Origin of the sequence: Romboutsia hominis, assembly GCF_900002575.1 — a bacterium.
GTDB classification, from domain to species: Bacteria; Bacillota; Clostridia; order Peptostreptococcales; family Peptostreptococcaceae; genus Romboutsia_C; species Romboutsia_C hominis.
In genome coordinates, this window is record NZ_LN650648.1 from 468,542 (window position 1) to 491,174 (window position 22,633).

The window sequence follows — 22,633 nt, forward strand, 5'->3', positions numbered from 1 at the left end:
CTATATGAAATTTCATATAGGCTATTTTATATTTGATAAATTATAATATAAATTAATTAGTTAAAATTACTAAATAGTGTTAAAATAGTACATAAGATAATCAAAATTGAAAGGAGTAAGACTATGATAAAAGAAAGAATCAATAAATTAAGAGCGTTAATGAACGACAAAGGGATATATGCTTACCTAATACCATCTTCAGATTATCACCAAAGTGAATATGTAGGTGATTACTTTAAATCAAGAGAATATATATCAGGATTTACAGGTTCAGCAGGTACAATAGTAATTACTCAAGATGAAGCAGGTTTATGGACAGATGGAAGATATTTCATACAAGCTGAAAATGAACTTAAAAATAGTACTATAAAGTTATTTAAAATGGGAGAAGAAGGTGTCCCTACTATAGAAAAATATCTAATAGATAATATGAAAAAAGATTCAAAACTAGGTTTTGATGGTAAAGTAGTATGTGCAAAAGAAGGAAAAAATTTAAAAGATAAATTAGAATTTAAAAATATTGATATAGAATATAACTATGATTTAGTAGGTCAAATATGGGAAAATAGAACGGAATTACCAAAGGAAAAAGCTTTTTTATTAGATGTTAAATACACAGGAGAAAGTTTTTCAGAAAGATTAAAAAGAGTAAGAAATGCTATGAAAGAAAAAGAAGCAAGTGTGCATATCATAACAACATTAGATGATATAGCGTGGTTATTTAATATAAGAGGTGGAGATATAAAACACAATCCAGTAGTATTATCTTATACAGTTATAACTTTAGATGAAGTTTATTTATTTATAGATGAAGACAAATTAGATGAAACTATAAAAAATGAATTAAATAAAGAGAAAGTACAAGTTAAACCATACGACTCTATATATGAATTTGTTAAAACTATAGATGAAAAAGAAGTTGTGTTACTTGATTCAAATAAAGTAAATTATGCTATTTATAACAATATATCAAAATCTATTAGAAAGATAGATACACAAAATCCTACTATTATGTTTAAAGCAATAAAAAATGAAATAGAGCTAAAGAATATAAGAAATAGCCATATAAAAGATGGTGTAGCTTTCACTAAATTTATGTATTGGCTTAAAACTAATGTAGATAAAGAAGAAATAACTGAAATAAGTGCGGCTCAAAAACTAGAAGACTTAAGAAGAGAACAAGATAAATTTATAGAACCAAGTTTTAATACTATAGCTGCATATAGAGAACATGCTGCTATGATGCATTATAGCGCATCAGAAGAAAGCAACTATAAACTAGAACCAAGAGATTTATTCTTAATAGATTCAGGTGGGCAATATTATGATGGTACTACAGATATAACAAGAACTATAGCATTAGGTGAAATAACAAGAGATGCTAAGACTCATTTTACAAATGTGGTTAGAGGTATGATTAGATTATCTAAAGCTAAATTTTTATATGGATGCAGAGGGTATAATCTTGACATATTAGCTAGAGGTCCACTTTGGAATTTAGGAATAGATTATAAATGTGGAACAGGTCATGGTATAGGATTTGTACTAAATGTTCATGAAGCTCCAAATGGATTTAGATGGAGAGTAGTACCAGAAAGAGATGATAGTTGTGTGCTTGAAGAAGGTATGGTAACTACTAATGAACCAGGGGTATATATAGAAGGTTCTCATGGTATAAGAATAGAAAATGAAGTAGTTACAAGAAAAGCTGAGAAAAATGAATATGGTCAATTCATGGACTTTGAGGTTATAACTTTTGCGCCAATTGATTTAGATGCAGTAGATGCAAGTTTAATGTTAGAAGATGAAAAGAAATACTTAAACAATTATCACAAAGAAGTATTTGATAAAATATCACCATTCTTAAGTAAAGATGAGTGTGAGTGGTTAAGAAATTATACAAGGGAGATATAATAAGTGAGTAAGGTAAAAACTAATGTATGTAGAATACTAGACTCTAAAAAAATAAAATATAATATGTACTCTTATGAATTCAAAAAAGGAGAACATGTAGATGGAGTTGAAGTAGCTCAGAAGATAGGTAAAGATGTTAGCATAGTATATAAAACATTAGTAGCTATATCTCAAAGTAAAAACATATATGTATATGTTATACCTGTAAATGAACATTTAGACTTAAAAAAAGCAGCAAAAGTAGCTAACGAAAAAAGTATAGAGATGATTAATGTAAATGATATAAATAAGTTTACTGGATATATAAGGGGGGGATGTTCACCTATAGGTATGAAAAAACTTTATAAAACTTTTGTAAATGAAAGTGCAAAAGAACTTGATAACATTATAGTTAGCGCTGGTAAAATAGGTTACCAAGTAGAGATTTCACCAAAAGATTTAAAAGATATAATTAATTTAGAGTTTAGAGATATTATAAAATAAAAAAGAGGGTAAATACCCTCTTTTTTATTTTATATAAAAAATTATGTTTTTATAAAGTTAGGTAAATATAAATTTTACATCATAGCCATAAAGTAATCTATTGCTATATAAATCCCTGAAAGTCCTACTAAGCCGTATACTATTTTGCTTAAAGTATTTATATTACCAAATCTTCCTCCACCAGCACAAATTGCTGCAACTAAATCAAAATTAGCGATACTTACTAGACCCCAATTTATAGCACCAATAATAACTAGTATAAGAGCTATATCATATAACATATCCATAGTTATACCTCCAAAAAAATTATTTGTATATTATATGATTAACAAATAATTACATTTTATACATAATATTAAAATAATTAAAATATAAGCAATATATTGTTAAAATTTGTAAAAAATGATAAAGTCTAATTGTGTTACGAATATTAAAAATAAAAATGGGGTGTATGTTCGAGTGAGAGAAATTAAATCTCATAAAATTACAGAAGTAGTAAAAAAAATGTGTATAGACGCTAACATAAATTTAGGAGAGGATGTTGTATGCGCTATACATAATAATTTAGAAAAAGAGGAAAGTGAATTAGGGAAGAATATATTACATGTACTTTTAGAAAACATACAAGTAGCAAATGAAAAAAAAATACCAATCTGTCAAGATACTGGTATGGCAGTGTTTTTTGTAAAAGTAGGTCAAGAAGTATTAGTAAGAGGAAGTACAATAGAAGTTGCTATAAACGAAGGTGTTAGACAAGGATATGAAGAAGGATACCTTAGAAAATCTGTAGTAGATCCTATAAATAGAATTAACACGAAAGATAATACTCCAGCTATAATACACTATGAAATGGTAAAGGGAGATAAGATAGAGATAGAATTTGCTCCTAAAGGTTTTGGTAGTGAAAATATGAGTAAAATGAAGATGCTAAAACCATCTGATGGGGTAAAGGGGATAAAAGAATTTATAATAAATACAGTATCAGAAGCTGGTCCTAATCCATGTCCACCTATAGTTGTAGGTGTTGGTGTAGGTGGTACTATAGATAAGTGTGCTCAAATATCAAAAAAAGCTTTACTTAGAAACATTGGAGAACATAGTAAAGATAGATTTATAGCAGAATTAGAGAGGGAATTATTAGCAGAAATCAATAAATTGGGAATAGGACCACAAGGTTTAGGTGGAAATACGACAGCTCTTTCTGTAAATATAGAAACATTTCCAACTCATATAGCAGGTCTTCCTGTTGTAGTAAATATAAACTGTCATGCTTCAAGACACAAAAAAGTTATAATATAGGGGTGGTTTATGATTAAATTAAATATGTCGTTATCCAACGAAGAAATAATCAAGTTGAGATGTGGAGATGTAGTAAGTTTAAGTGGAACTATATATACTGCAAGGGATGCTGCTCATAAAAGACTTATTGAAACTATAGAAAGAAAAGAAAAAATGCCTTTTGATATATGCGGACAGGCTATATATTATGTTGGACCAACTCCAAATAAGCCAAATGAGGTGATAGGTTCAGCAGGGCCAACTACAAGTTATAGAATGGATGACTTAACTATTCCTCTATTAGAAAGGGGTCTTAAGGTTATGATTGGAAAAGGCAAAAGAAGTGAAGCTGTAATAGAAGGTATCAAAAAACATAAGGCTGTATACTTTGCGGCGATAGGTGGTGCAGGTGCTTATATATCAAATTCTATAAAATCTTGTGAAGTTATAGCTTATGATGATTTAGGTGCAGAGGCAATAAGAAGATTAGAAATAGAAGATTTGCAATTAATTGTAGCTATAGATAGTTATGGTGAAAATATATACGAAAAAGGTAGGAGACTTTATTGTAAAAGATAAAACACGGAGGTAGAATATGTCTAAAGATTATGCACAATTAGCTTTAAAAATGCACGAAGAAAACAAAGGGAAAATAAGTGTAGTAAGTAAGGTAAAAGTAGAGAATAGAGATGAATTAGCAGTAGCATACACTCCAGGTGTTGCCAGACCTTGTCAAGAAATACATAAAAATAAAGATGATGTTTATAGATATACATCAAAAGGGAATATTGTTGCGGTAGTTAGTGATGGAAGTGCTGTTTTAGGACTTGGGAATATAGGTGCAGAAGCATCTATACCTGTTATGGAGGGAAAAGCAATATTATTTAAAGAGTTTGCGAATGTAGATTCATTCCCTATATGTCTTAAAACAAATGATGTAGATGAAATAGTAAATACCGTAAAATTAATGGAGCCAGTATTTGGAGGAATAAACTTAGAGGATATAAGTTCTCCTAGATGTTTTGAAATAGAATCTAGATTAAAAAAAGAAATGGATATACCTGTATTTCATGATGATCAACATGGTACGGCTATAGTTGTTGCATCAGCTATAATAAACTATTCAAAATTATCTGGTAAAAATATCGAGGATTTAGAAATAGTAATAAACGGACCGGGAGCTGCAGGATTAGCTATAGGAAAGATACTATTAAGTATGAAGGTTAAGAATGTAATATTCTGTAATGAATATGGTGCTATAAATGAAGAAATGGACAATCTAAACTGGGCACAGAAAGATATGTTAGATATAACGAACATTAGAAATGAAAGAGGAACTTTAAAAGAAGTAATAAAAGGTAAAGACGTGTTTATAGGTGTATCTGCGCCAAACTTATTAGATAGAGAAGATATAAAAACTATGGCAGATAAGTCTATGGTTTTAGCTATGGCAAATCCAATACCTGAAATAATGCCAGATGAAGCTAAAGCAGGAGGGGCTCTTGTAGTTGGAACAGGAAGGTCAGATTTTCCTAATCAAGTAAATAATGTATTGGCATTTCCAGGTGTATTTAGAGGGGCATTAGATGTTAGGGCTAGTGATATAAACGAAGAAATGAAAATTGCGGCAGCTTATGCAATAGCAAATACAATAGGAAAAGAAGAAATATCTTCAGAAAATATAATACCAGATCCGTTCAATAAAGATGTTACTAATAATGTAGCAAATGCTGTTAAAAAAGCTGCTATAAAAACTAAAGTTAATAGAATCTAATAAAAAATGGAGTTTACAATTAAGTAAACTCCATTTTTTATATTTTTATTTTAAATATGTTCCATTTTCATTTTGATATATATAATCTTTTTTCATTAGTACTCCAAGAGCACGTTTAAAGTTTTTCTTACTGCTTTTAAATTCTTTTGATATATCTTCTGGAGAACTTTTATCATTAAAATTCATATGACCATCATTACTCTTTAAATAATCTATTATTTGAGACTCAAGAGAATCTAGTTCATTTTTTCTTTCTTGTCTAGGAGTAAGTCCTAACTTTCCATCTTCATAAATCTTTATAACTCTTAGATTTTCAAGTTTATCTCCATGTTTTAAATCTGTAAAGTATTCATTAGCAAGTATAACTGCAGCATATTTATTATCTACACATACCATAGCGCTATTATTAGTTTGGAATCCATAAACTATACCAGAAACTGTATCTCCTATATTATAACTGTGGTCTGTTGTTAATAAACTATCTATATCTGTCGTAGCAGCAAGCCTACCTGTTTTATCAAGATATATATTGAATAAATATCTATTCCCCTTTTCTAAATCGTAAGTTTTAGCTTTAAAAGGAACTAATATATCTTTTGGAAGTCCAATATCTATAAAGCTACCTATTTTAGTGTGAGCAACAACTTTTAAGTAGCATATTTCATCTACTTTACCTTTAGGAGGTATAAGTGTAGCTGTACGTCTACCTTCTGAATCTATATAGATAAATGCATTTACTACATCTCCAAGTTCTATTTTGTTATGTCCTATAAATCTTTTATGAAGTAAAATATCATCCTTTGAATTAGATGTTTTTCCATCTAAAAAATAACCAAAGCTTGTTTCTCTCTTAACTTCAAGTTTATTGAAATCACCTATTTTTATCAAGTTTTATCATCTCCTTAAATTTTGATTTAATATATACGATTAAAATAATTAAATACTATGCTTTTATTAAAATTAAAATATGTAAGTTTAATAGTGTATCTTAATATAATACCATAGAAAGCACACATGTTAAACAAAATATTACATATAACATATAAAGAACATGATGCAAAAACATTATTTTTATCGTATAATGAATTATTTAAAATTTGTCATTGTATATACTTAAAAATATTTTATGCAAATTTTAAATAAACTATTGAATAGATAGATAGAAATAAAGTACAATTGGTATATACCAAAATAAATATTACAACATAAAAAGAGTGGTGAAAAATATGGAAATAGTAGATAAAAATATTACCACTCCACTTCACATACAATTAAGTTCTATAATTAGAAAAATGATAGAAGATGGAGAATTAAAAGAAGGAGACGCTATAATACCTGAAAGAGAGCTTTGTTCTAGACAAAATGTAAGTCGCATGACTGTCAATAAGGCGATTATGGGTCTTGTAAGTGAAGGAATATTATATAGAGTACAAGGTAAAGGTACATTTGTTGCTAAGGAAAAGAAAAAATATGAGTTCTCAAATGTAAAAGGATTTACAGATGTAATGAAAGAAAAGGGTATAAACATAAGGACTGATATACTATCTTTTGAAATGGAAGTACCAAGTGACTTAATAAAAAATAAATTAAACATAAAAGATGAAAAGACTAATGTATATAAGGTAGTTAGACTAAGGTATACAGATGGAGAGCCATTTGGTATAGAAACTGTCTATCTGTCGGAGCAAATGTGCAAAGGTTTTACTAAAGGGATGTTAGATAATAATTCGTTATATAAAATGCTAAGTGAAAACTATAACTATAAGATAACAAAAGCTAGGCAGACTATGGAGCCAGTGATTTTATCAGAAGAAGAATCTAATATATTAGATACAGAAGAAGGATCATTAGCACTTAAGCTTCAAAGAAATTCATATAATACTGAAGGTAAGCCAATAGAATATACAATATCTATATTTAGAAGTGATAAGTATCAATATGAGTTAATATTAAGTGAGTAGGGGTGATAAGTATGAAATGTATAGTTAATGGAAAAATAGTTTTAGAAAATCAAATATTAGAAAATAAAGTACTAGTATTTAATGAGAAGATAATCAATATAGTTAATGAAGCACCAAAAGATTGTGAAATAATAGATGCCAATGGAAATTATGTATGTCCTGGATTAATAGATATACATATACATGGCAACATGGGAAAAGATACAATGGATGGCACTGATGATGCTATTTGTACGATAGCTAAATCCATAGCAAGACATGGTGTAAGTTCATTTTTACCAACAACAATGACTATGGATGAAAAGAGTATAACAAATGCCATAGACACTATAAAGAAATATATGGATAAAGATACTAAAGGGGCCCAAATTATAGGGACTCATTTGGAAGGGCCATTTATAAATAAAGATTATAAAGGAGCTCAAAATGAAAAATTTATAGTTGCTCCAACTTATGAATTTATAGAAAAATACAAGGATGTAATAAAGATAATAACTTATGCGCCAGAAAAAGATGTAGATATGGAATTTACAAAAAAAATTAAAGCTAACACAGACATAGTTTTATCAATAGGTCATAGTAAAGCTACGTATGATGAAGCAAAAGAAGCTATAAATATGGGAGCGAGTAATATAACACATACATTTAATGGAATGAGCGGACTAAATCATAGAAATCCTGGGGTTGTTGGAGCTGCTCTTACAACTAATGTATATTGTGAGGTAATAGCTGATGAGATACATATAATGAAGGATTTATTCCAATTTATCTTGAATAATAAAGGTGAAGATAAGATAATTCTTATAACGGATTCAATAGAAGCTGGTGGATTAGAAGATGGAGAATATTCTTTAGGTGGTCAAAAGGTCATTGTTAAAAGTAATCAAGCAAGGTTAGAAAGTGGAAGTTTGGCAGGAAGTGTTATGCCTCTTAATAAGATGGTTTACAATTTTATGAATAATACTAATTTAGATATGAGAAAAGTTATAAAATTAGCATCAATAAACCCTGCCAAATCAATAGGCATAGATAACAAAAAGGGTAGTATAGAAATAGGAAAGGATGCAGATATAGCTATATTTGATAAGGATATAAACTGTCATATGACTATAAACTGTGGAAAAGTAATATACAAAAAATAGATGAGGGGATAATTTATCATGAGAATATTAGTATGTAAAGATTACAATGAAATGAGTAAAAAAGCTGCACAAATGATAGCGAGTCAATTAACACTAAAGCCAGATTCTGTTTTAGGATTAGCTACAGGAAGTACTCCAATAGGAATGTATAAAGAATTAGTAAGTATGTATGAAGAAGGTCTTATAGACTTTTCTGAAGTTAAAACATTTAATTTAGATGAATACTTTGAACTTCCAAAATCTAATGAGCAAAGTTATGACTATTTTATGAGAGAAAATTTATTTAATCATATAAATATAAAAGAAGAAAATATACATATACCAAATGGTATGACTGATAATATAGAAAAAGAATGCAAAAACTATGATGAGGCTATTAAGGAAGCTGGAGGAGTAGATATACAAGTGTTAGGTATAGGTCACAATGCCCATATAGGATTTAATGAACCTACAATAAACTTTGAAAGAGGAACTCATCTAGTTAATTTAAAGGAAAGTACAATAGAAGCTAATGCAAGATTTTTTGATAGCATAGATGAGGTACCTAAAAAGGCTATAACTATGGGGACTGGTTCAATATTTAAGTCTAAAAAAATAATGCTTTTAGCATCAGGGGAAGGAAAAGCAGAAGCTATATACAATACAGTTTACGGAAAAGTTTTACCAGAAGTACCAGCATCAATATTACAATTTCATAATGATATAGTATTAATCTTAGATAAAGACTCAGCAAGTAAGTTAGATCCAAAAGATTATAAGTTAGTATAAAAAATAACACCTCATATGAGGTGTTATTTTTTATTAATTAAAATTATATTTTAAGTATTTATATTTCATTAAATGGTATAAAAAATTGTACAACTGGGTTTTAGATGATTATTTAACCAATAGAGAAATTTTTTAAACCTATACTAATTTTCATATGAATTTAAGTATTATAAATCTATATATGAATATTAGGTATCAATAATTTTATTTTTTGAAATTTGATTTTAAAAAGTTTTTAGGGGTAAGAATGGTAAGTAGCAATAATTTCCATTATTTTATAATGTTCTATTTAATAAAACTTTTATTTGAATCTTAATTAAATAAAGGGGGGAAAAATCTAATGAGCAAAAAAAATAATATTAAAAAGACATTTGTATTAGTAATTACAACAACAGTAACTATACAATCAATGATGGTAAATGTACTAGCAGATGAAATAGAGTCTAGTAATAAAGATACAACTGGAATTGGTTTGAATAAAGAAGAACATTTAGATCCAATTTCTATAGATAAAAAAAATGAGCCATCTACAGAAATTTCTAACACAGAAAGTATAGATACTAAAAATGAAATTAAAGATAATAATTTAAAAATTGAAAATAAACCTATAGTAAATAGCGATGCTAAATCTGTAGATGAAAAGGTTAAAGAAAGTAAAATAATTGATATTAAAGATATAAATTTAAAAAGAGCAATAAATAAACAGTTAAGAAAGAAAGATTTGGATGCAGATATAAGTAAGTCTGAATTAGAGTCATTAAAAAGATTAACTGTAATTGATTCAAAAATATCAGATTTAGAAGGACTGCAATATTGTGTGAATTTGACTTACTTATACTTAGATGGAGATCAAATAAATGATATAAGTCCTATAAAAAACTTATCTAAATTAACTATTTTGCACTTAACCAATAATCAAATAAGTGATATAAGTCCTATATCAAAATTAACTAATTTAGTTACTTTGAACTTAGCTAGAAATCAAATAAGTGATATAAGTCCTGTATTAAATTTAACTAATTTAGCTGATTTGGATTTAGCTAATAATCGAATAAGTGATATAAGTTATGTATCAAATTTAACTAAATTAACTAATTTATCTACTTTTGACTTAACTAATAACCAAATAAGCGATATAAGTCCTATATCAAATCTAACTAATTTAGTTACGTTGCGCTTAACTGAAAATCAAATAAGTGATATAAGCCCTTTATCAAAATTAACTAATTTAAATTATTTATATTTAAATCACAATCAAATAAGTGATATAGCTCCTTTGTCAAACTTAACTAAATTACATGGCTTGCATTTGTCTTACAATCACATAAGTGATATAAGTTCTATAGGAGGATTGACTAAATTAGCAGGATTATATTTAAGTGATAATGAGATAAATGACATAAACTCTTTAGAAAATTTGACTAATTTAGATTTTTTAAATTTAAATAATAATCAAATAAGTGATATAACTCCTTTATCAAATTTAACTAAATTAACTATCTTGCACTTAGCTAATAACCAAATAAGTGATATAAACATCTTAGAGAGATTATCTAAGTTAATTATTTTAGATTTAGCAGATAATAAGATAAGTGATATAAGTCCTATAGCTAATCTAAATAAACTGATTTTTTTAAAATTAAACAATGATCAAATAAGCAATATAACTCCTTTAGCTAGTTTGAACCATTTAAATTACTTACAATTAGATAACCAAAATATAAAATTAAAATCAAAAAAAGTAAAGCAATTGGGGTCAATAGAAATTGATGACATAATAGTAGATGAAAAAGGAAATAAAATAGAACCATCAAATATTTCTGAAAATGGATTATATAATAAAGATACTAACAAAATCTTATGGAAAGATATAAATGTTAATAGTGAAAATTACTCTTTTTCAAAGAATGTAAATATTGGTAAATGTAATGCTGAATTTTCAGGTAATGTAATTCAACCAATCGAACTTATAGTAAATAAAGCACCAACGATAAATGCAGAGAATAAAACAATAAAGGTTGGAGAAAAGTTTAATCCATTAACAGGAGTAACTGCTAATGATAAAGAAGATGGAAATATTACTGACAAAATTAAAGTAGTGGAAGATACAGTTAACACAAATAAGGTAGGTACTTACACAGTTAAATATGAAGTAACAGATAATGAAGGAGCAACAGCTACTAAAACAATTACAGTCACAGTAAAAAGTAATGATAAACCAGTAATAACTGGAGTTGATAATATAAGTATAAGAGAAGGAACGGAATTTGATCCAATGGCTGGAGTAACTGCTACAGATACTGAAGATGGTAATATAACTAAAGATATTAAAATAACAGGAAATGTAGATGTTAATAAGCCAGGTAAATATGAATTAATATATACGGTAACAGACAGTGATAGAAATACTACTACTGTAAAAAGAGTGATTATAGTTAATCCTAAAATGGTAGAAATAAATGCAGTGCCAACGATAAATGCAGAGAACAGGATAATAAATGTTGGAGAAAAGTTTAATCCATTAACAGGGGTAACTGCTAATGATAAAGAGGATGGCAATATTACTGATAAAATTAAAGTAGTGGAAGATACAGTTAACACAAATAAGATAGGTACTTACACAGTTAAATATGAAGTAACAGATAGTAAAGGAGCGACAGCTACTAAGACAATTACAGTTACAGTAAAAAGTAATGATAAACCAGTAATAACTGGAGCTGATAATGTAAGTATAAGAGAAGGAACGGAATTTGATCCAATGGCTGGAGTAACTGCTACAGATACTGAGGATGGTAATATAACTAAGGATATTAAGATAACAGGAAATGTAGATGTCAATAAGCCAGGTAAATATGAATTAATATATACGGTAACAGACAGTGATGGAAATACTACTACTGTAAAAAGGATAGTTACCGTTTTACTAGATTCTATTAAAAATGATACAAATAACAATCAGACTGAAAATAAATCAGAGTCAAATGAAAGTAGTGTAAGCTCAAATAGTATTGTAAGCGCGAATAAACCAAGTAGTTTACATCAACCTAATAAAATCGAGATAAACGATAATTTTAATCCTCAAACAGGAGATACAGGTAGTTTAGGATATATTGCTTTAGTACTAGTAGCATTATTAGGACTAGTTGTAAATAAAATAAAAAAAAATAAGGCTTAGTTAAGCCTTATTTTTTTTTATTTTAACCTAAATTATTTATGCGATTTTATTTTACATTAGTATAGGGTTTACAAATTTAAGGAAAATAGATGATATATATACTTTAAGAAAAATAAAAAATATAAAAGAGTTAAAATTTTTTAGATTATAAAAGTGAGTTAGAGATACTAAACTTTATGAATATTAATATAAACAAATGTAGAGGTATTTTACATATAAAACCAGTAAAATACTTGATTTATATGTAATGCTTTAAAAATGAAAAAATTAAAAAAACTATTGAATTATATATAGAAGTTTTATATAATAAACTTTGATGTTTAGGTATTTTAAACAATATGTTTACTAAAAATATGAAAATTAGGAGGTGGAAAGATGGATATAGGTGAGAAAATAAAGAGAATGAGAATTGAAAAGCAATTGACTCAAGAAGAATTAGCTAATAGATGTGAATTATCAAAAGGATTTATATCTCAATTAGAAAATAATTTAACTTCACCATCCATAGCTACACTTATAGATATATTAGAAATATTAGGAACAAACTTGAGAGAATTTTTTAATGAAATAGATGATGAAAGAATTTGTTTTACAAAGGATGATATGTTTGAGACAGAAGATGAAGATCTTAAATATACATTTAAATGGTTAGTTCCAAATTCACAAAAAAATGAAATGGAGCCTGTAATAGTAACTCTAGAACCAGGCGGTAGGTATAAGGAAGAAAAGCCACATGAAGGTGAAGAGTTTGGCTATGTTCTTTCAGGAGCCATATACCTTCATATAGGAGATAAATATAATAAAGTAAGAAAAGGAGAGAGTTTTTACTTTAAGCCAAGAGCTAATCACTACATATCAAATGCAGGAAAAACTACTGCAAAAGTGATTTGGGTATCAACTCCTCCATCATTCTAGGAAAGAGGTGTTAATAATTGAGTGAAAATATAATTGAATTAAGAAATCTATCAAAACAATATGATGATTTAAAAGTTTTGGATGATTTATCTTTAGATATAAAGAAAAATGAATTTTTAACGTTACTAGGTCCAAGTGGATGTGGTAAGACTACAACGCTTAAAATAATAGCAGGGTTTGAGCAGGCAGATGAAGGTAGTGTATTATTTGAAGGAAAAGAGATTAATGAAATACCTCCATACCAAAGACCTGTAAATACAGTTTTCCAAAAATATGCATTGTTTCCTCATATGAATGTATATGAAAATATAGCATTTGGACTTAAGATAAAGAAAATGCCTAAAGATAAAATAGATGAAAAAGTAAAAGAAATGTTAAAATTAGTGGCATTAGAAGGAAAAGAAAATAGAAAGGTTGATTCACTAAGTGGAGGGCAACAACAAAGAATTGCTATTGCTAGAGCATTAGTAAATGAACCTAAATTATTATTATTAGATGAACCTTTAGGGGCGTTAGATTTAAAGCTAAGACAAGAGATGCAAATAGAATTAAAGAGAATGCAAAAGAAGTTGGGAATAACTTTTATATTTGTAACTCATGACCAAGAAGAAGCTCTTAGTATGTCAGATACTATAGTTGTAATGAACAAAGGTAAGATACAACAAATGGGAACACCAGAAGATATATATAATGAACCTAAAAATTCATTTGTTGCAAGATTTATAGGAGAAAGTAATATATTTGATGGAATTATGTTAGAAGATTATAAAGTTGAATTTTGCGGTAAAGTATTTGAATGCGTAGACAAAGGGTTTGAAAAAAATGAAAATATAGAAGTAGTAATAAGACCAGAAGATATAAAAATGGTAAATCCAGAGGATTCAATGTTAAAAGGGACAGTTACATCTAGTATATTTAAGGGTGTTCATTATGAAATAGAAGTTAAAGAAAATGATAGAAAATGGATTCTTCATAATACTAAAAATGCACAAGTTGGATCAGAATTAGGAATGGATATATATCCAGAAGATATCCATATAATGAGAAAAGAGCAAAATTAATTATGAAAAATAAAAAATCTATACTAGCATATCCATATATAGTATGGAGTGCAATATTTATTGTAATCCCTTTAATACTAGTATTTGTTTTTAGTTTTACTATAGAAACAGATAATGGTCGAGTGTTTTCTTTAGCTAACTACAAAGAATTGATGGACCCTATTTATTTTAAAGTATTTTTTAGATCGATAACATTAGCTGGAATATCTACAATTATATGTCTTTTAGTAGGATACCCAGTAGCATATTTAATATCAAAAGCAAATGTAAATAGAAGAGGAACATTAATATTATTATTTATACTTCCTATGTGGATGAACTTTTTATTAAGAACTTATGCATGGGTTGCTATACTTGGTAAAAATGGACTTTTAAACTATTTATTAGGAATATTTGGAATAGAACCTGTTAGCATATTATATACTAATGTAGCAATATTACTTGGAATGGTTTATAATTTCTTACCATTTATGGTTTTACCTATATATACATCTTTATCTAAGATGGATAATGATTTAATAAATGCTGCAAGAGATTTAGGAGCAAATAGTTTACAAGTATTTACCAAAGTGATATTCCCATTAAGTTTGCCAGGCGTAGTTTCTGGAATAACAATGGTATTTATGCCATCTGTAACAACATTTGCTATATCAAGATTACTTGGTGGTGGTAAATTTATGTTAATAGGTGATTTAATAGAACAACAATTTACTGTTGTAGGAGATTGGAACTTTGGTTCAGCAGTCTCTATATTTATGATGATAGTAATACTTATATCAATGGCAGTAATGTCTAAAGTTGATGATGAATCAGATAAAGAAGGCGGTGGGTTATTATTTTAAAGTTAAAGAAAGTAATATCTAATGTATATTTGTTTTTGGTATTCTTATTCTTATATGCACCAATATTTGCACTAGTTGTATTTTCATTTAATGATTCTAAATCAATGGCTCACTGGAGTGGATTTACGTTTAAGTGGTACCAAAGATTAATACATGATGAGAATATAATGAGTGCACTATACTACACTATAATAGTTGCTTTAATTTCATCTATAATAGCAACTATAGTAGGAACTATAAGTGCAATAGGAATACAAAAGATGAGAACAAGAGGAAGAAAGGTAATGTTAAATGTAAACTATCTTCCTATGCTAAACCCAGATATAGTAACAGCAGTAGCTCTAATGAGTTTATTTGCTTTTTTAAACATAGAGTTTGGTTTTACAACTATGTTATTAGCTCATATAATGTTTAGTATACCATATGTAATATTGTCGGTTCTTCCTAAGGTTAGGTCGATGCCACAAAACATAGAAGAAGCAGCAATGGACCTAGGTGCTACACCTATGTATGCACTTAGGAAAGTAATACTTCCTCAAATAAAACCAGGAATAATATCAGGATTTTTAATTGCATTTACGATGTCAATAGATGACTTTATAATTAGTTTCTTTAATACAGGAAATGGAGTTAGTAATCTTTCTATAGAAATATATGGTATGGCAAGAAGAGGTATAAAACCAGAAATAAATGCTTTATCTACTATAATGTTTACAGTAGTATTAATATTGCTTTTAATATCAAATAAAAAACAATCTATAGTAGCAGGGAGTGACAAATAGTGAAAATAAGAAAAAAGATAATATCGCTTTTAACTATAGGTATAATAAGTTCAGTAGCATTAACTGGATGTAAAAGTTCTACAGATTCTACAAAAGTACTTAATGTATACAATGTTGGGGATTATATAGACGAAGATCTTATAGCTAAGTTTGAAAAAGAAACTGGAATAGATGTATTATATGAGACTTATGATACAAATGAGATGATGTATCAGAAAGTTAAAAGTGGAAGTACTAATTATGACTTAGTTTTCCCTTCAGATTATATGGTTGAGAAAATGAGAAATGAGGACTTACTTCAAAAGATAGACTTTAAAAATATACCAAATATGAAATATATAGATAAGAGTTTTTTAAATCCAGTATATGATCCAGATAATGAGTACAGCGTACCATATATGTGGGGAACATTTGGAATATTATATAATAAGAAAATGGTAAAAGAGCCTGTTGATAGCTGGGACATATTATGGGATCCAAAATATAAAGGAAACATAATGATGTTTGACTCAGTTAGGGATACTATGGCAATAGCATTAAAAAAACTTGGATACAGTATGAATACTACAAATCCAAAAGAAATAGAAGAAGCAAAAGAACTTCTTATGAAGCAAAAAGATTTAGTTTTAGCATATGTTAATGATGAAGGTAAAGATAGATTATTAGGCGAAGAAGTTGCTATGGGAATAATTTATTCTGGAGATGCAGTTACCTTAATGGAACAAAATCCTAACTTAGCTTATGTAATACCAAAAGAGGGAACTAATAAATGGGTAGATGCTATGTGCATACCCAAAACAGCACAAAATAAGAAAGAAGCTGAAATGTTTATTAACTTTTTATTAGAACCTGAAAATGCTAAGCAAAATGCTGAATATATTGGATATTCTATACCTAATACGGGAGCAATAGAGCTATTAGATGAACAAACAACTGAAAATCCAGTTGCATATCCACCTAAAAAGTTACTGGATAAATGCGAGACATTTATAGATTTAGATGACAAAATAAAATTATATGATAGAGCTTGGATTGAGTTAAAATCAAAGTAAAAGAGTAGAGTATTCTACTCTTTTTTTTGAAAAGAAATTATACTTTATGTTAATTTATAAATAGATAAAACTTAATACATAATTCTTATTGTTTATATATAAAAATAGTTTCTTTTGTAGTTTGTTTTATAAACTCTTCCAGAACTTTATTTATTATATCTCTTGATTCATAGAAGGCTTTATGCCCATCTTCTTCTAAATGAACTAAATAAGAGTTTTAAAGTCTTGATACTCCATATCCATTGTATCTAGATATATACCTAATGCATATAGCACCACCCATTGAATGTCCTATTAAAGTAATATAATTTGATTATAGTATTATATTATTAATTTAAAGAGACATATGTTAACTTAAAAACAAGAAGAGAGGTATGAGATTTATATAAATAAAAAAATAATAAAAACTATTGACTATATACGTTCAAGGTGGTATAGTTATACTTGTCCTTAAGAAAAGGGCAAAACAAAAAAGTAAGCGCCAATATAGTCGCTTAAAATGAACTTTGAAAATTAAACAGTAGGTTAATTTATATAACTGATTCTTAAAAGAATCGAAAACAAACCAAGCCAGATATTCAGATAATGATAGTCTGAGCAGGAAAACTTATATTTGAGAGTTTGATCCTGGCTCAGGATGAACGCTGGCGGCGTGCCTAACACATGCAAGTCGAGCGATTCTCTTCGGAGAAGAGCGGCGGACGGGTGAGTAACGCGTGGGTAACCTGCCCTGTACACACGGATAACATACCGAAAGGTATGCTAATACGAGATAATATGTTTTTATCGCATGGTAAAAACATCAAAGTTTTTGCGGTACAGGATGGACCCGCGTCTGATTAGCTAGTTGGTAAGATAACGGCTTACCAAGGCGACGATCAGTAGCCGACCTGAGAGGGTGATCGGCCACATTGGAACTGAGACACGGTCCAAACTCCTACGGGAGGCAGCAGTGGGGAATATTGCACAATGGGCGAAAGCCTGATGCAGCAACGCCGCGTGAGCGATGAAGGCCTTCGGGTCGTAAAGCTCTGTCCTCAAGGAAGATAATGACGGTACTTGAGGAGGAAGCCCCGGCTAACTACGTGCCAGCAGCCGCGGTAATACGTAGGGGGCTAGCGTTATCCGGAATTACTGGGCGTAAAGGGTGCGTAGGCGGTCTTTCAAGTCAGGAGTGAAAGGCTACGGCTCAACCGTAGTAAGCTCTTGAAACTGTAAGACTTGAGTGCAGGAGAGGAGAGTAGAATTCCTAGTGTAGCGGTGAAATGCGTAGATATTAGGAGGAATACCAGTTGCGAAGGCGGCTCTCTGGACTGTAACTGACGCTGAGGCACGAAAGCGTGGGGAGCAAACAGGATTAGATACCCTGGTAGTCCACGCCGTAAACGATGAGTACTAGCTGTCGGAGGTTACCCCCTTCGGTGGCGCAGCTAACGCATTAAGTACTCCGCCTGGGAAGTACGCTCGCAAGAGTGAAACTCAAAGGAATTGACGGGGACCCGCACAAGTAGCGGAGCATGTGGTTTAATTCGAAGCAACGCGAAGAACCTTACCTAAGCTTGACATCCTTTTGACCGATGCCTAATCGCATCTTTCCCTTCGGGGACAGAAGTGACAGGTGGTGCATGGTTGTCGTCAGCTCGTGTCGTGAGATGTTGGGTTAAGTCCCGCAACGAGCGCAACCCTTGCCTTTAGTTGCCAGCATTAAGTTGGGCACTCTAGAGGGACTGCCAGGGATAACCTGGAGGAAGGTGGGGATGACGTCAAATCATCATGCCCCTTATGCTTAGGGCTACACACGTGCTACAATGGGTGGTACAGAGGGCAGCCAAACCGTGAGGTGGAGCTAATCCCTTAAAGCCATTCTCAGTTCGGATTGTAGGCTGAAACTCGCCTACATGAAGCTGGAGTTACTAGTAATCGCAGATCAGAATGCTGCGGTGAATGCGTTCCCGGGTCTTGTACACACCGCCCGTCACACCACGGAAGTTGGGGGCGCCCGAAGCCGGATAGCTAACCTTTTGGAAGCGTCCGTCGAAGGTGAAATCAATAACTGGGGTGAAGTCGTAACAAGGTAGCCGTATCGGAAGGTGCGGCTGGATCACCTCCTTTCTAAGGAGAATTACCTACTGTTTAATTTTGAGAGTTCATTAGAACCTCAAAATTAGTACTTTAAGCAACAGAATAAATTGAGTGAATACGAAATTTGTTTGTTGGCGACGTACTTTAGTACTTTGAAAACTGTATAACATTTAGTGATATGACATCATTTTTTATAAATAGACAAGAAAAGTCTTTAAAATAACTTTAATAACTGGTCAAGTTATTAAGGGTGCAGGGCGGATGCCTTGGCACTAGGAGCCGATGAAGGACGTGATAAGCTGCGATAAGCTTCGGGGAGTTGCACGTAAACTTTGATCCGAAGATTTCCGAATGAGGAAACTCACTTAGAGTAATGTCTAAGTATCGTTAAGTGAATACATAGCTTAGCGAGGGGAACCCGGGGAACTGAAACATCTAAGTACCTGGAGGAAGAGAAAGAAAAATCGATTCCGTAAGTAGCGGCGAGCGAACGCGGAACAGGCCAAACCAACAAAGTTTTCTTTGTTGGGGTTGCGGACATATCATCAACGAAGAGGCTATTGTAGACGAAGAGAGTTGGAAAGCTCCGCTATAAAGTGTAACAGCCACGTAGTCAAAACGAGAAGACTTCAGATATGATCCAGAGTACCACGGGACACGTGAAACCCTGTGGGAAGCAGGAGGGACCATCCTCCAAGCCTAAATACTACCTAGTGACCGATAGCGCATAGTACCGTGAGGGAAAGGTGAAAAGAACCCCGGGAGGGGAGTGAAATAGAACCTGAAACCCTGCACTTACAAGCTGTGGGAGCACATTTCTTGTGTGACCGCGTACTTTTTGTAGAACGGGCCAACGAGTTACGTTAAGTAGCAAGGTTAAGCACTTAAGGTGTGGAGCCGTAGCGAAAGCGAGTCTTAAATGGGCGATTTAAGTTACTTGACGTAGACCCGAAACCGGGCGACCTATCCATGAGCAGGTTGAAGCGAAAGTAAAATTTCGTGGAGGACCGAACCCACGAGCGTTGAAAAGCTCGGGGATGACTTGTGGATAGCGGTGAAATTCCAATCGAGCCCGGAGATAGCTGGTTCTCCCCGAAATAGCTTTAGGGCTAGCCTTGAGCTTAGAGAAACGGAGGTAGAGCACTGAATGTCCTAGGGGGTATTGCACTTACCGAAGACTATCAAACTCCGAATGCCGTCTTCTTTTGCTCAGGAGTCAGACTGTGGGTGATAAGATTCATAGTCAAGAGGGCAACAGCCCAGATCGTCAGCTAAGGTCCCTAAATGTACGTTAAGTGGTAAAGGATGTGGGATTGCACAGACAACCAGGATGTTGGCTTAGAAGCAGCCACTCATTTAAAGAGTGCGTAATAGCTCACTGGTCGAGTGATCCTGCGCCGAAAATTTCCGGGGCTAAAACGTACTACCGAAGCTACGGCATCATTTATGATGGGTAGGGGAGCTTCGTATGCAGGCTGAAGCATGACCGTAAGGACATGTGGACAGTATACGAGTGAGAATGTTGGCATGAGTAGCGAGACGTGGGTGAGAATCCCACGGGCCGTAAACCCAAGGTTTCCAGGGGAAGGTTCGTCCGCCCTGGGTTAGTCGGGACCTAAGCCGAGGCCGAAAGGCGTAGGTGATGGACAACAGGTTGATATTCCTGTACCACCAATAACCGTTTGAGGAATGGGATGACACAGTAGGATAAGCTAACCACACTGTTGGTTATGTGTGGCTAAGTACTGAGGCAGTCAAGATAGGCAAATCCGTCTTGATAATGCTAGGGTACGATGGGGAGCCCTTTTGGGCGAAGTAGCTGATTTCACACTGTCGAGAAAAGTCTCTACCGAGGTTAAAGGTGCCCGTACCGTAAACCGACACAGGTGGGTGAGGAGAGTATCCTAAGGCCAGCGAGAGAACTATTGTTAAGGAACTCGGCAAAATGACCCCGTAACTTAGGGATAAGGGGTGCCATCCTTTGGATGGCCGCAGAGAATAGGCCCAAGCGACTGTTTACCAAAAACACAGGTTTCTGCTAAGTCGCAAGACGATGTATAGGAGCTGACGCCTGCCCGGTGCTGGAAGGTTAAGGGGATCTGTTAGGAGCAATCCGAAGCAGTGAACTTAAGCCCCAGTAAACGGCGGCCGTAACTATAACGGTCCTAAGGTAGCGAAATTCCTTGTCGGGTAAGTTCCGACCCGCACGAAAGGCGTAACGATTTGGGCACTGTCTCAACAATAGACTCGGTGAAATTGTAATCCCGGTGAAGATGCCGGGTACCTGCGACAGGACGGAAAGACCCCATGGAGCTTTACTGTAGCTTGACGTTGGGTCTTGGTACTACATGTACAGGATAGGTGGGAGACTATGAAGCATGGACGCCAGTCTGTGTGGAGTCATCCTTGGGATACCACCCTTGTAGTACTGGGATCCTAACCAGAGGCCTTGAATCAGGTCTTGGGACACCGTCAGGTGGGCAGTTTGACTGGGGCGGTCGCCTCCCAAAAAGTAACGGAGGCGCTCAAAGGTTTCCTCAGCACGGTCGGAAATCGTGCGAAGAGTGTAAAGGCAAAAGGAAGCTTGATTGCAAGACATACAGGTCGAGCAAGGACGAAAGTCGGACTTAGTGATCCGGTGGTTCCGCATGGAAGGGCCATCGCTCAACGGATAAAAGCTACCCTGGGGATAACAGGCTTATCTCCCCCAAGAGTCCACATCGACGGGGAGGTTTGGCACCTCGATGTCGGCTCATCACATCCTGGGGCTGTAGTAGGTCCCAAGGGTTGGGCTGTTCGCCCATTAAAGTGGTACGCGAGCTGGGTTCAGAACGTCGTGAGACAGTTCGGTCCCTATCCGTCGCAGGCGTAGGAAATTTGAGGAGACCTGTCCTTAGTACGAGAGGACCGGGATGGACGTACCTCTGGTGTACCAGTTGTTCTGCCAAGGGCATGGCTGGGTAGCTATGTACGGAATGGATAAGCGCTGAAAGCATCTAAGCGCGAAGCCAACTTCAAGATAAGATTTCCCACCGTAAGGGTAAGACCCCAGGAAGACTACCTGGTTGATAGGTCGAAGGTGTAAGTGCAGTAATGTATTTAGCTTATCGATACTAATAGGTCGAGGACTTGACCTCATTTAAATGATGAATCTAAATGGTATACAGTTTTGAAAGTACTAATAAAATTTAATATGCGGGTGTAGCTCAATGGTAGAGTTCCGGCCTTCCAAGCCGGCTGTGAGGGTTCGATCCCCTTCACCCGCTCCAAATAAAGATTATGTGGTTATTATAGCAAAGAGGATACACCTGTTCCCATACCGAACACAGAAGTTAAGCTCTTTAGCGCTGATGGTACTTGGGGGGCGACCTCCTGGGAGAGTAAGACGTAGCCACGTAATCTTT

General features: G+C 32.5%; 16 protein-coding genes, 1 tRNA gene and 3 rRNA genes. 18 read left to right on the forward strand and 2 right to left on the reverse strand.

Annotated elements, in window-relative coordinates:
- Positions 1-123 precede the first annotated feature (123 nt).
- Both FRIFI_RS02105 and ybaK read left to right on the forward strand, forming a co-directional pair.
- Positions 124-1,914 (forward strand): aminopeptidase P family protein, encoded by a 1,791-nt coding sequence (locus FRIFI_RS02105; RefSeq protein WP_092923198.1) that lies wholly within the window; start codon positions 124-126, stop codon positions 1,912-1,914.
- Between the two features lie 3 nt (positions 1,915-1,917).
- On the forward strand, positions 1,918-2,397 hold the full coding sequence (ybaK, locus tag FRIFI_RS02110) for a Cys-tRNA(Pro) deacylase (protein ID WP_092923201.1): 480 nt from the start codon (positions 1,918-1,920) through the stop codon (positions 2,395-2,397).
- A gap of 74 nt (positions 2,398-2,471) precedes the next feature.
- Here ybaK and FRIFI_RS02115 read toward each other — a convergent pair whose 3' ends face one another.
- On the reverse strand, positions 2,472-2,684 hold the full coding sequence (locus FRIFI_RS02115) for a DUF378 domain-containing protein (RefSeq protein WP_092923204.1): 213 nt from the start codon (positions 2,682-2,684) through the stop codon (positions 2,472-2,474).
- 172 nt (positions 2,685-2,856) lie between these two features.
- Between FRIFI_RS02115 and FRIFI_RS02120 the strand changes: the two genes are divergently transcribed.
- From FRIFI_RS02120 to FRIFI_RS02130, 3 genes are read left to right on the forward strand one after another with little or no spacing between them, the layout of a single operon-like run.
- The gene (locus FRIFI_RS02120) at positions 2,857-3,696 is read left to right on the forward strand and encodes a fumarate hydratase (protein ID WP_166504869.1); all 840 of its coding nucleotides are present in this window, start codon (positions 2,857-2,859) and stop codon (positions 3,694-3,696) included.
- A 9-nt stretch (positions 3,697-3,705) separates the two neighbouring features.
- Positions 3,706-4,254 carry a Fe-S-containing hydro-lyase gene (locus FRIFI_RS02125; protein ID WP_166504870.1) on the forward strand — a complete coding sequence of 183 codons (549 nt, stop codon included), beginning with the start codon at positions 3,706-3,708 and terminating at the stop codon, positions 4,252-4,254.
- A gap of 16 nt (positions 4,255-4,270) precedes the next feature.
- Entirely contained in the window at positions 4,271-5,449 is a 1,179-nt protein-coding gene (locus FRIFI_RS02130) for an NAD(P)-dependent malic enzyme (protein ID WP_092923210.1), read from the forward strand.
- A gap of 45 nt (positions 5,450-5,494) precedes the next feature.
- Here FRIFI_RS02130 and FRIFI_RS02135 read toward each other — a convergent pair whose 3' ends face one another.
- Complete coding sequence (locus FRIFI_RS02135; RefSeq protein WP_092923214.1) at positions 5,495-6,337, reverse strand: CvfB family protein; 843 nt, start codon at positions 6,335-6,337, stop codon at positions 5,495-5,497.
- Between the two features lie 338 nt (positions 6,338-6,675).
- Between FRIFI_RS02135 and FRIFI_RS15210 the strand changes: the two genes are divergently transcribed.
- The 13 genes from FRIFI_RS15210 to rrf all read left to right on the forward strand — a co-directional run bounded on the left by FRIFI_RS15210 (position 6,676) and on the right by rrf (position 22,626).
- Positions 6,676-7,410: a GntR family transcriptional regulator gene (locus FRIFI_RS15210; protein ID WP_092923217.1), complete on the forward strand. Its 735-nt coding sequence runs from the start codon at positions 6,676-6,678 to the stop codon at positions 7,408-7,410.
- A gap of 11 nt (positions 7,411-7,421) precedes the next feature.
- Positions 7,422-8,552 carry an N-acetylglucosamine-6-phosphate deacetylase gene (gene nagA, locus FRIFI_RS02145; RefSeq protein ID WP_092923220.1) on the forward strand — a complete coding sequence of 377 codons (1,131 nt, stop codon included), beginning with the start codon at positions 7,422-7,424 and terminating at the stop codon, positions 8,550-8,552.
- An 18-nt stretch (positions 8,553-8,570) separates the two neighbouring features.
- The gene (nagB, locus tag FRIFI_RS02150; RefSeq protein ID WP_166504871.1) at positions 8,571-9,320 is read left to right on the forward strand and encodes a glucosamine-6-phosphate deaminase; all 750 of its coding nucleotides are present in this window, start codon (positions 8,571-8,573) and stop codon (positions 9,318-9,320) included.
- A gap of 340 nt (positions 9,321-9,660) precedes the next feature.
- Positions 9,661-12,495, forward strand: a complete 2,835-nt coding sequence (locus tag FRIFI_RS02155; RefSeq protein WP_166504872.1) for an immunoglobulin-like domain-containing protein — start codon at positions 9,661-9,663, stop codon at positions 12,493-12,495.
- A 375-nt stretch (positions 12,496-12,870) separates the two neighbouring features.
- The gene (locus tag FRIFI_RS02160) at positions 12,871-13,410 is read left to right on the forward strand and encodes a helix-turn-helix domain-containing protein (protein ID WP_092923256.1); all 540 of its coding nucleotides are present in this window, start codon (positions 12,871-12,873) and stop codon (positions 13,408-13,410) included.
- Between the two features lie 17 nt (positions 13,411-13,427).
- Complete coding sequence (gene potA, locus FRIFI_RS02165) at positions 13,428-14,471, forward strand: spermidine/putrescine ABC transporter ATP-binding protein (protein WP_166504873.1); 1,044 nt, start codon at positions 13,428-13,430, stop codon at positions 14,469-14,471.
- Positions 14,472-14,473: 2 nt separating this feature from the next.
- Positions 14,474-15,313 carry an ABC transporter permease gene (locus FRIFI_RS02170; RefSeq protein ID WP_166504874.1) on the forward strand — a complete coding sequence of 280 codons (840 nt, stop codon included), beginning with the start codon at positions 14,474-14,476 and terminating at the stop codon, positions 15,311-15,313.
- Between the two features lie 104 nt (positions 15,314-15,417).
- Positions 15,418-16,095: an ABC transporter permease gene (locus FRIFI_RS02175; protein WP_092923305.1), complete on the forward strand. Its 678-nt coding sequence runs from the start codon at positions 15,418-15,420 to the stop codon at positions 16,093-16,095.
- Positions 16,092-17,147 carry an ABC transporter substrate-binding protein gene (locus FRIFI_RS02180; RefSeq protein ID WP_176579628.1) on the forward strand — a complete coding sequence of 352 codons (1,056 nt, stop codon included), beginning with the start codon at positions 16,092-16,094 and terminating at the stop codon, positions 17,145-17,147. Before FRIFI_RS02175 ends, FRIFI_RS02180 begins: the two co-directional genes overlap by 4 nt.
- A gap of 609 nt (positions 17,148-17,756) precedes the next feature.
- Positions 17,757-19,259: ribosomal RNA gene (locus tag FRIFI_RS02190) — 16S ribosomal RNA — on the forward strand.
- Between the two features lie 204 nt (positions 19,260-19,463).
- A 23S ribosomal RNA gene (locus FRIFI_RS02195) occupies positions 19,464-22,366 on the forward strand.
- Between the two features lie 58 nt (positions 22,367-22,424).
- Positions 22,425-22,498, forward strand: a tRNA-Gly gene (locus tag FRIFI_RS02200).
- An 11-nt stretch (positions 22,499-22,509) separates the two neighbouring features.
- Positions 22,510-22,626, forward strand: a 5S ribosomal RNA gene (gene rrf / locus FRIFI_RS02205).
- Together the 16S, 23S and 5S rRNA genes with 1 tRNA gene alongside form the textbook arrangement of a ribosomal RNA operon.
- The last annotated feature ends 7 nt before the right edge of the window (positions 22,627-22,633 follow it).

Coding starts and splice junctions, on each gene's coding strand:
- FRIFI_RS02115 (WP_092923204.1), bottom strand. CDS start 2,684: ATGGATATGTTATATGATATAGCTCTTATACTAGTTATTATTGGTGCT.
- FRIFI_RS02175 (WP_092923305.1), top strand. CDS start 15,418: ATGGCTCACTGGAGTGGATTTACGTTTAAGTGGTACCAAAGATTAATA.
- FRIFI_RS02160 (WP_092923256.1), top strand. CDS start 12,871: ATGGATATAGGTGAGAAAATAAAGAGAATGAGAATTGAAAAGCAATTG.
- FRIFI_RS02130 (WP_092923210.1), top strand. CDS start 4,271: ATGTCTAAAGATTATGCACAATTAGCTTTAAAAATGCACGAAGAAAAC.
- FRIFI_RS02105 (WP_092923198.1), top strand. CDS start 124: ATGATAAAAGAAAGAATCAATAAATTAAGAGCGTTAATGAACGACAAA.
- nagA (WP_092923220.1), top strand. CDS start 7,422: ATGAAATGTATAGTTAATGGAAAAATAGTTTTAGAAAATCAAATATTA.
- FRIFI_RS15210 (WP_092923217.1), top strand. CDS start 6,676: ATGGAAATAGTAGATAAAAATATTACCACTCCACTTCACATACAATTA.
- FRIFI_RS02125 (WP_166504870.1), top strand. CDS start 3,706: ATGATTAAATTAAATATGTCGTTATCCAACGAAGAAATAATCAAGTTG.
- FRIFI_RS02155 (WP_166504872.1), top strand. CDS start 9,661: ATGAGCAAAAAAAATAATATTAAAAAGACATTTGTATTAGTAATTACA.
- FRIFI_RS02170 (WP_166504874.1), top strand. CDS start 14,474: ATGAAAAATAAAAAATCTATACTAGCATATCCATATATAGTATGGAGT.
- nagB (WP_166504871.1), top strand. CDS start 8,571: ATGAGAATATTAGTATGTAAAGATTACAATGAAATGAGTAAAAAAGCT.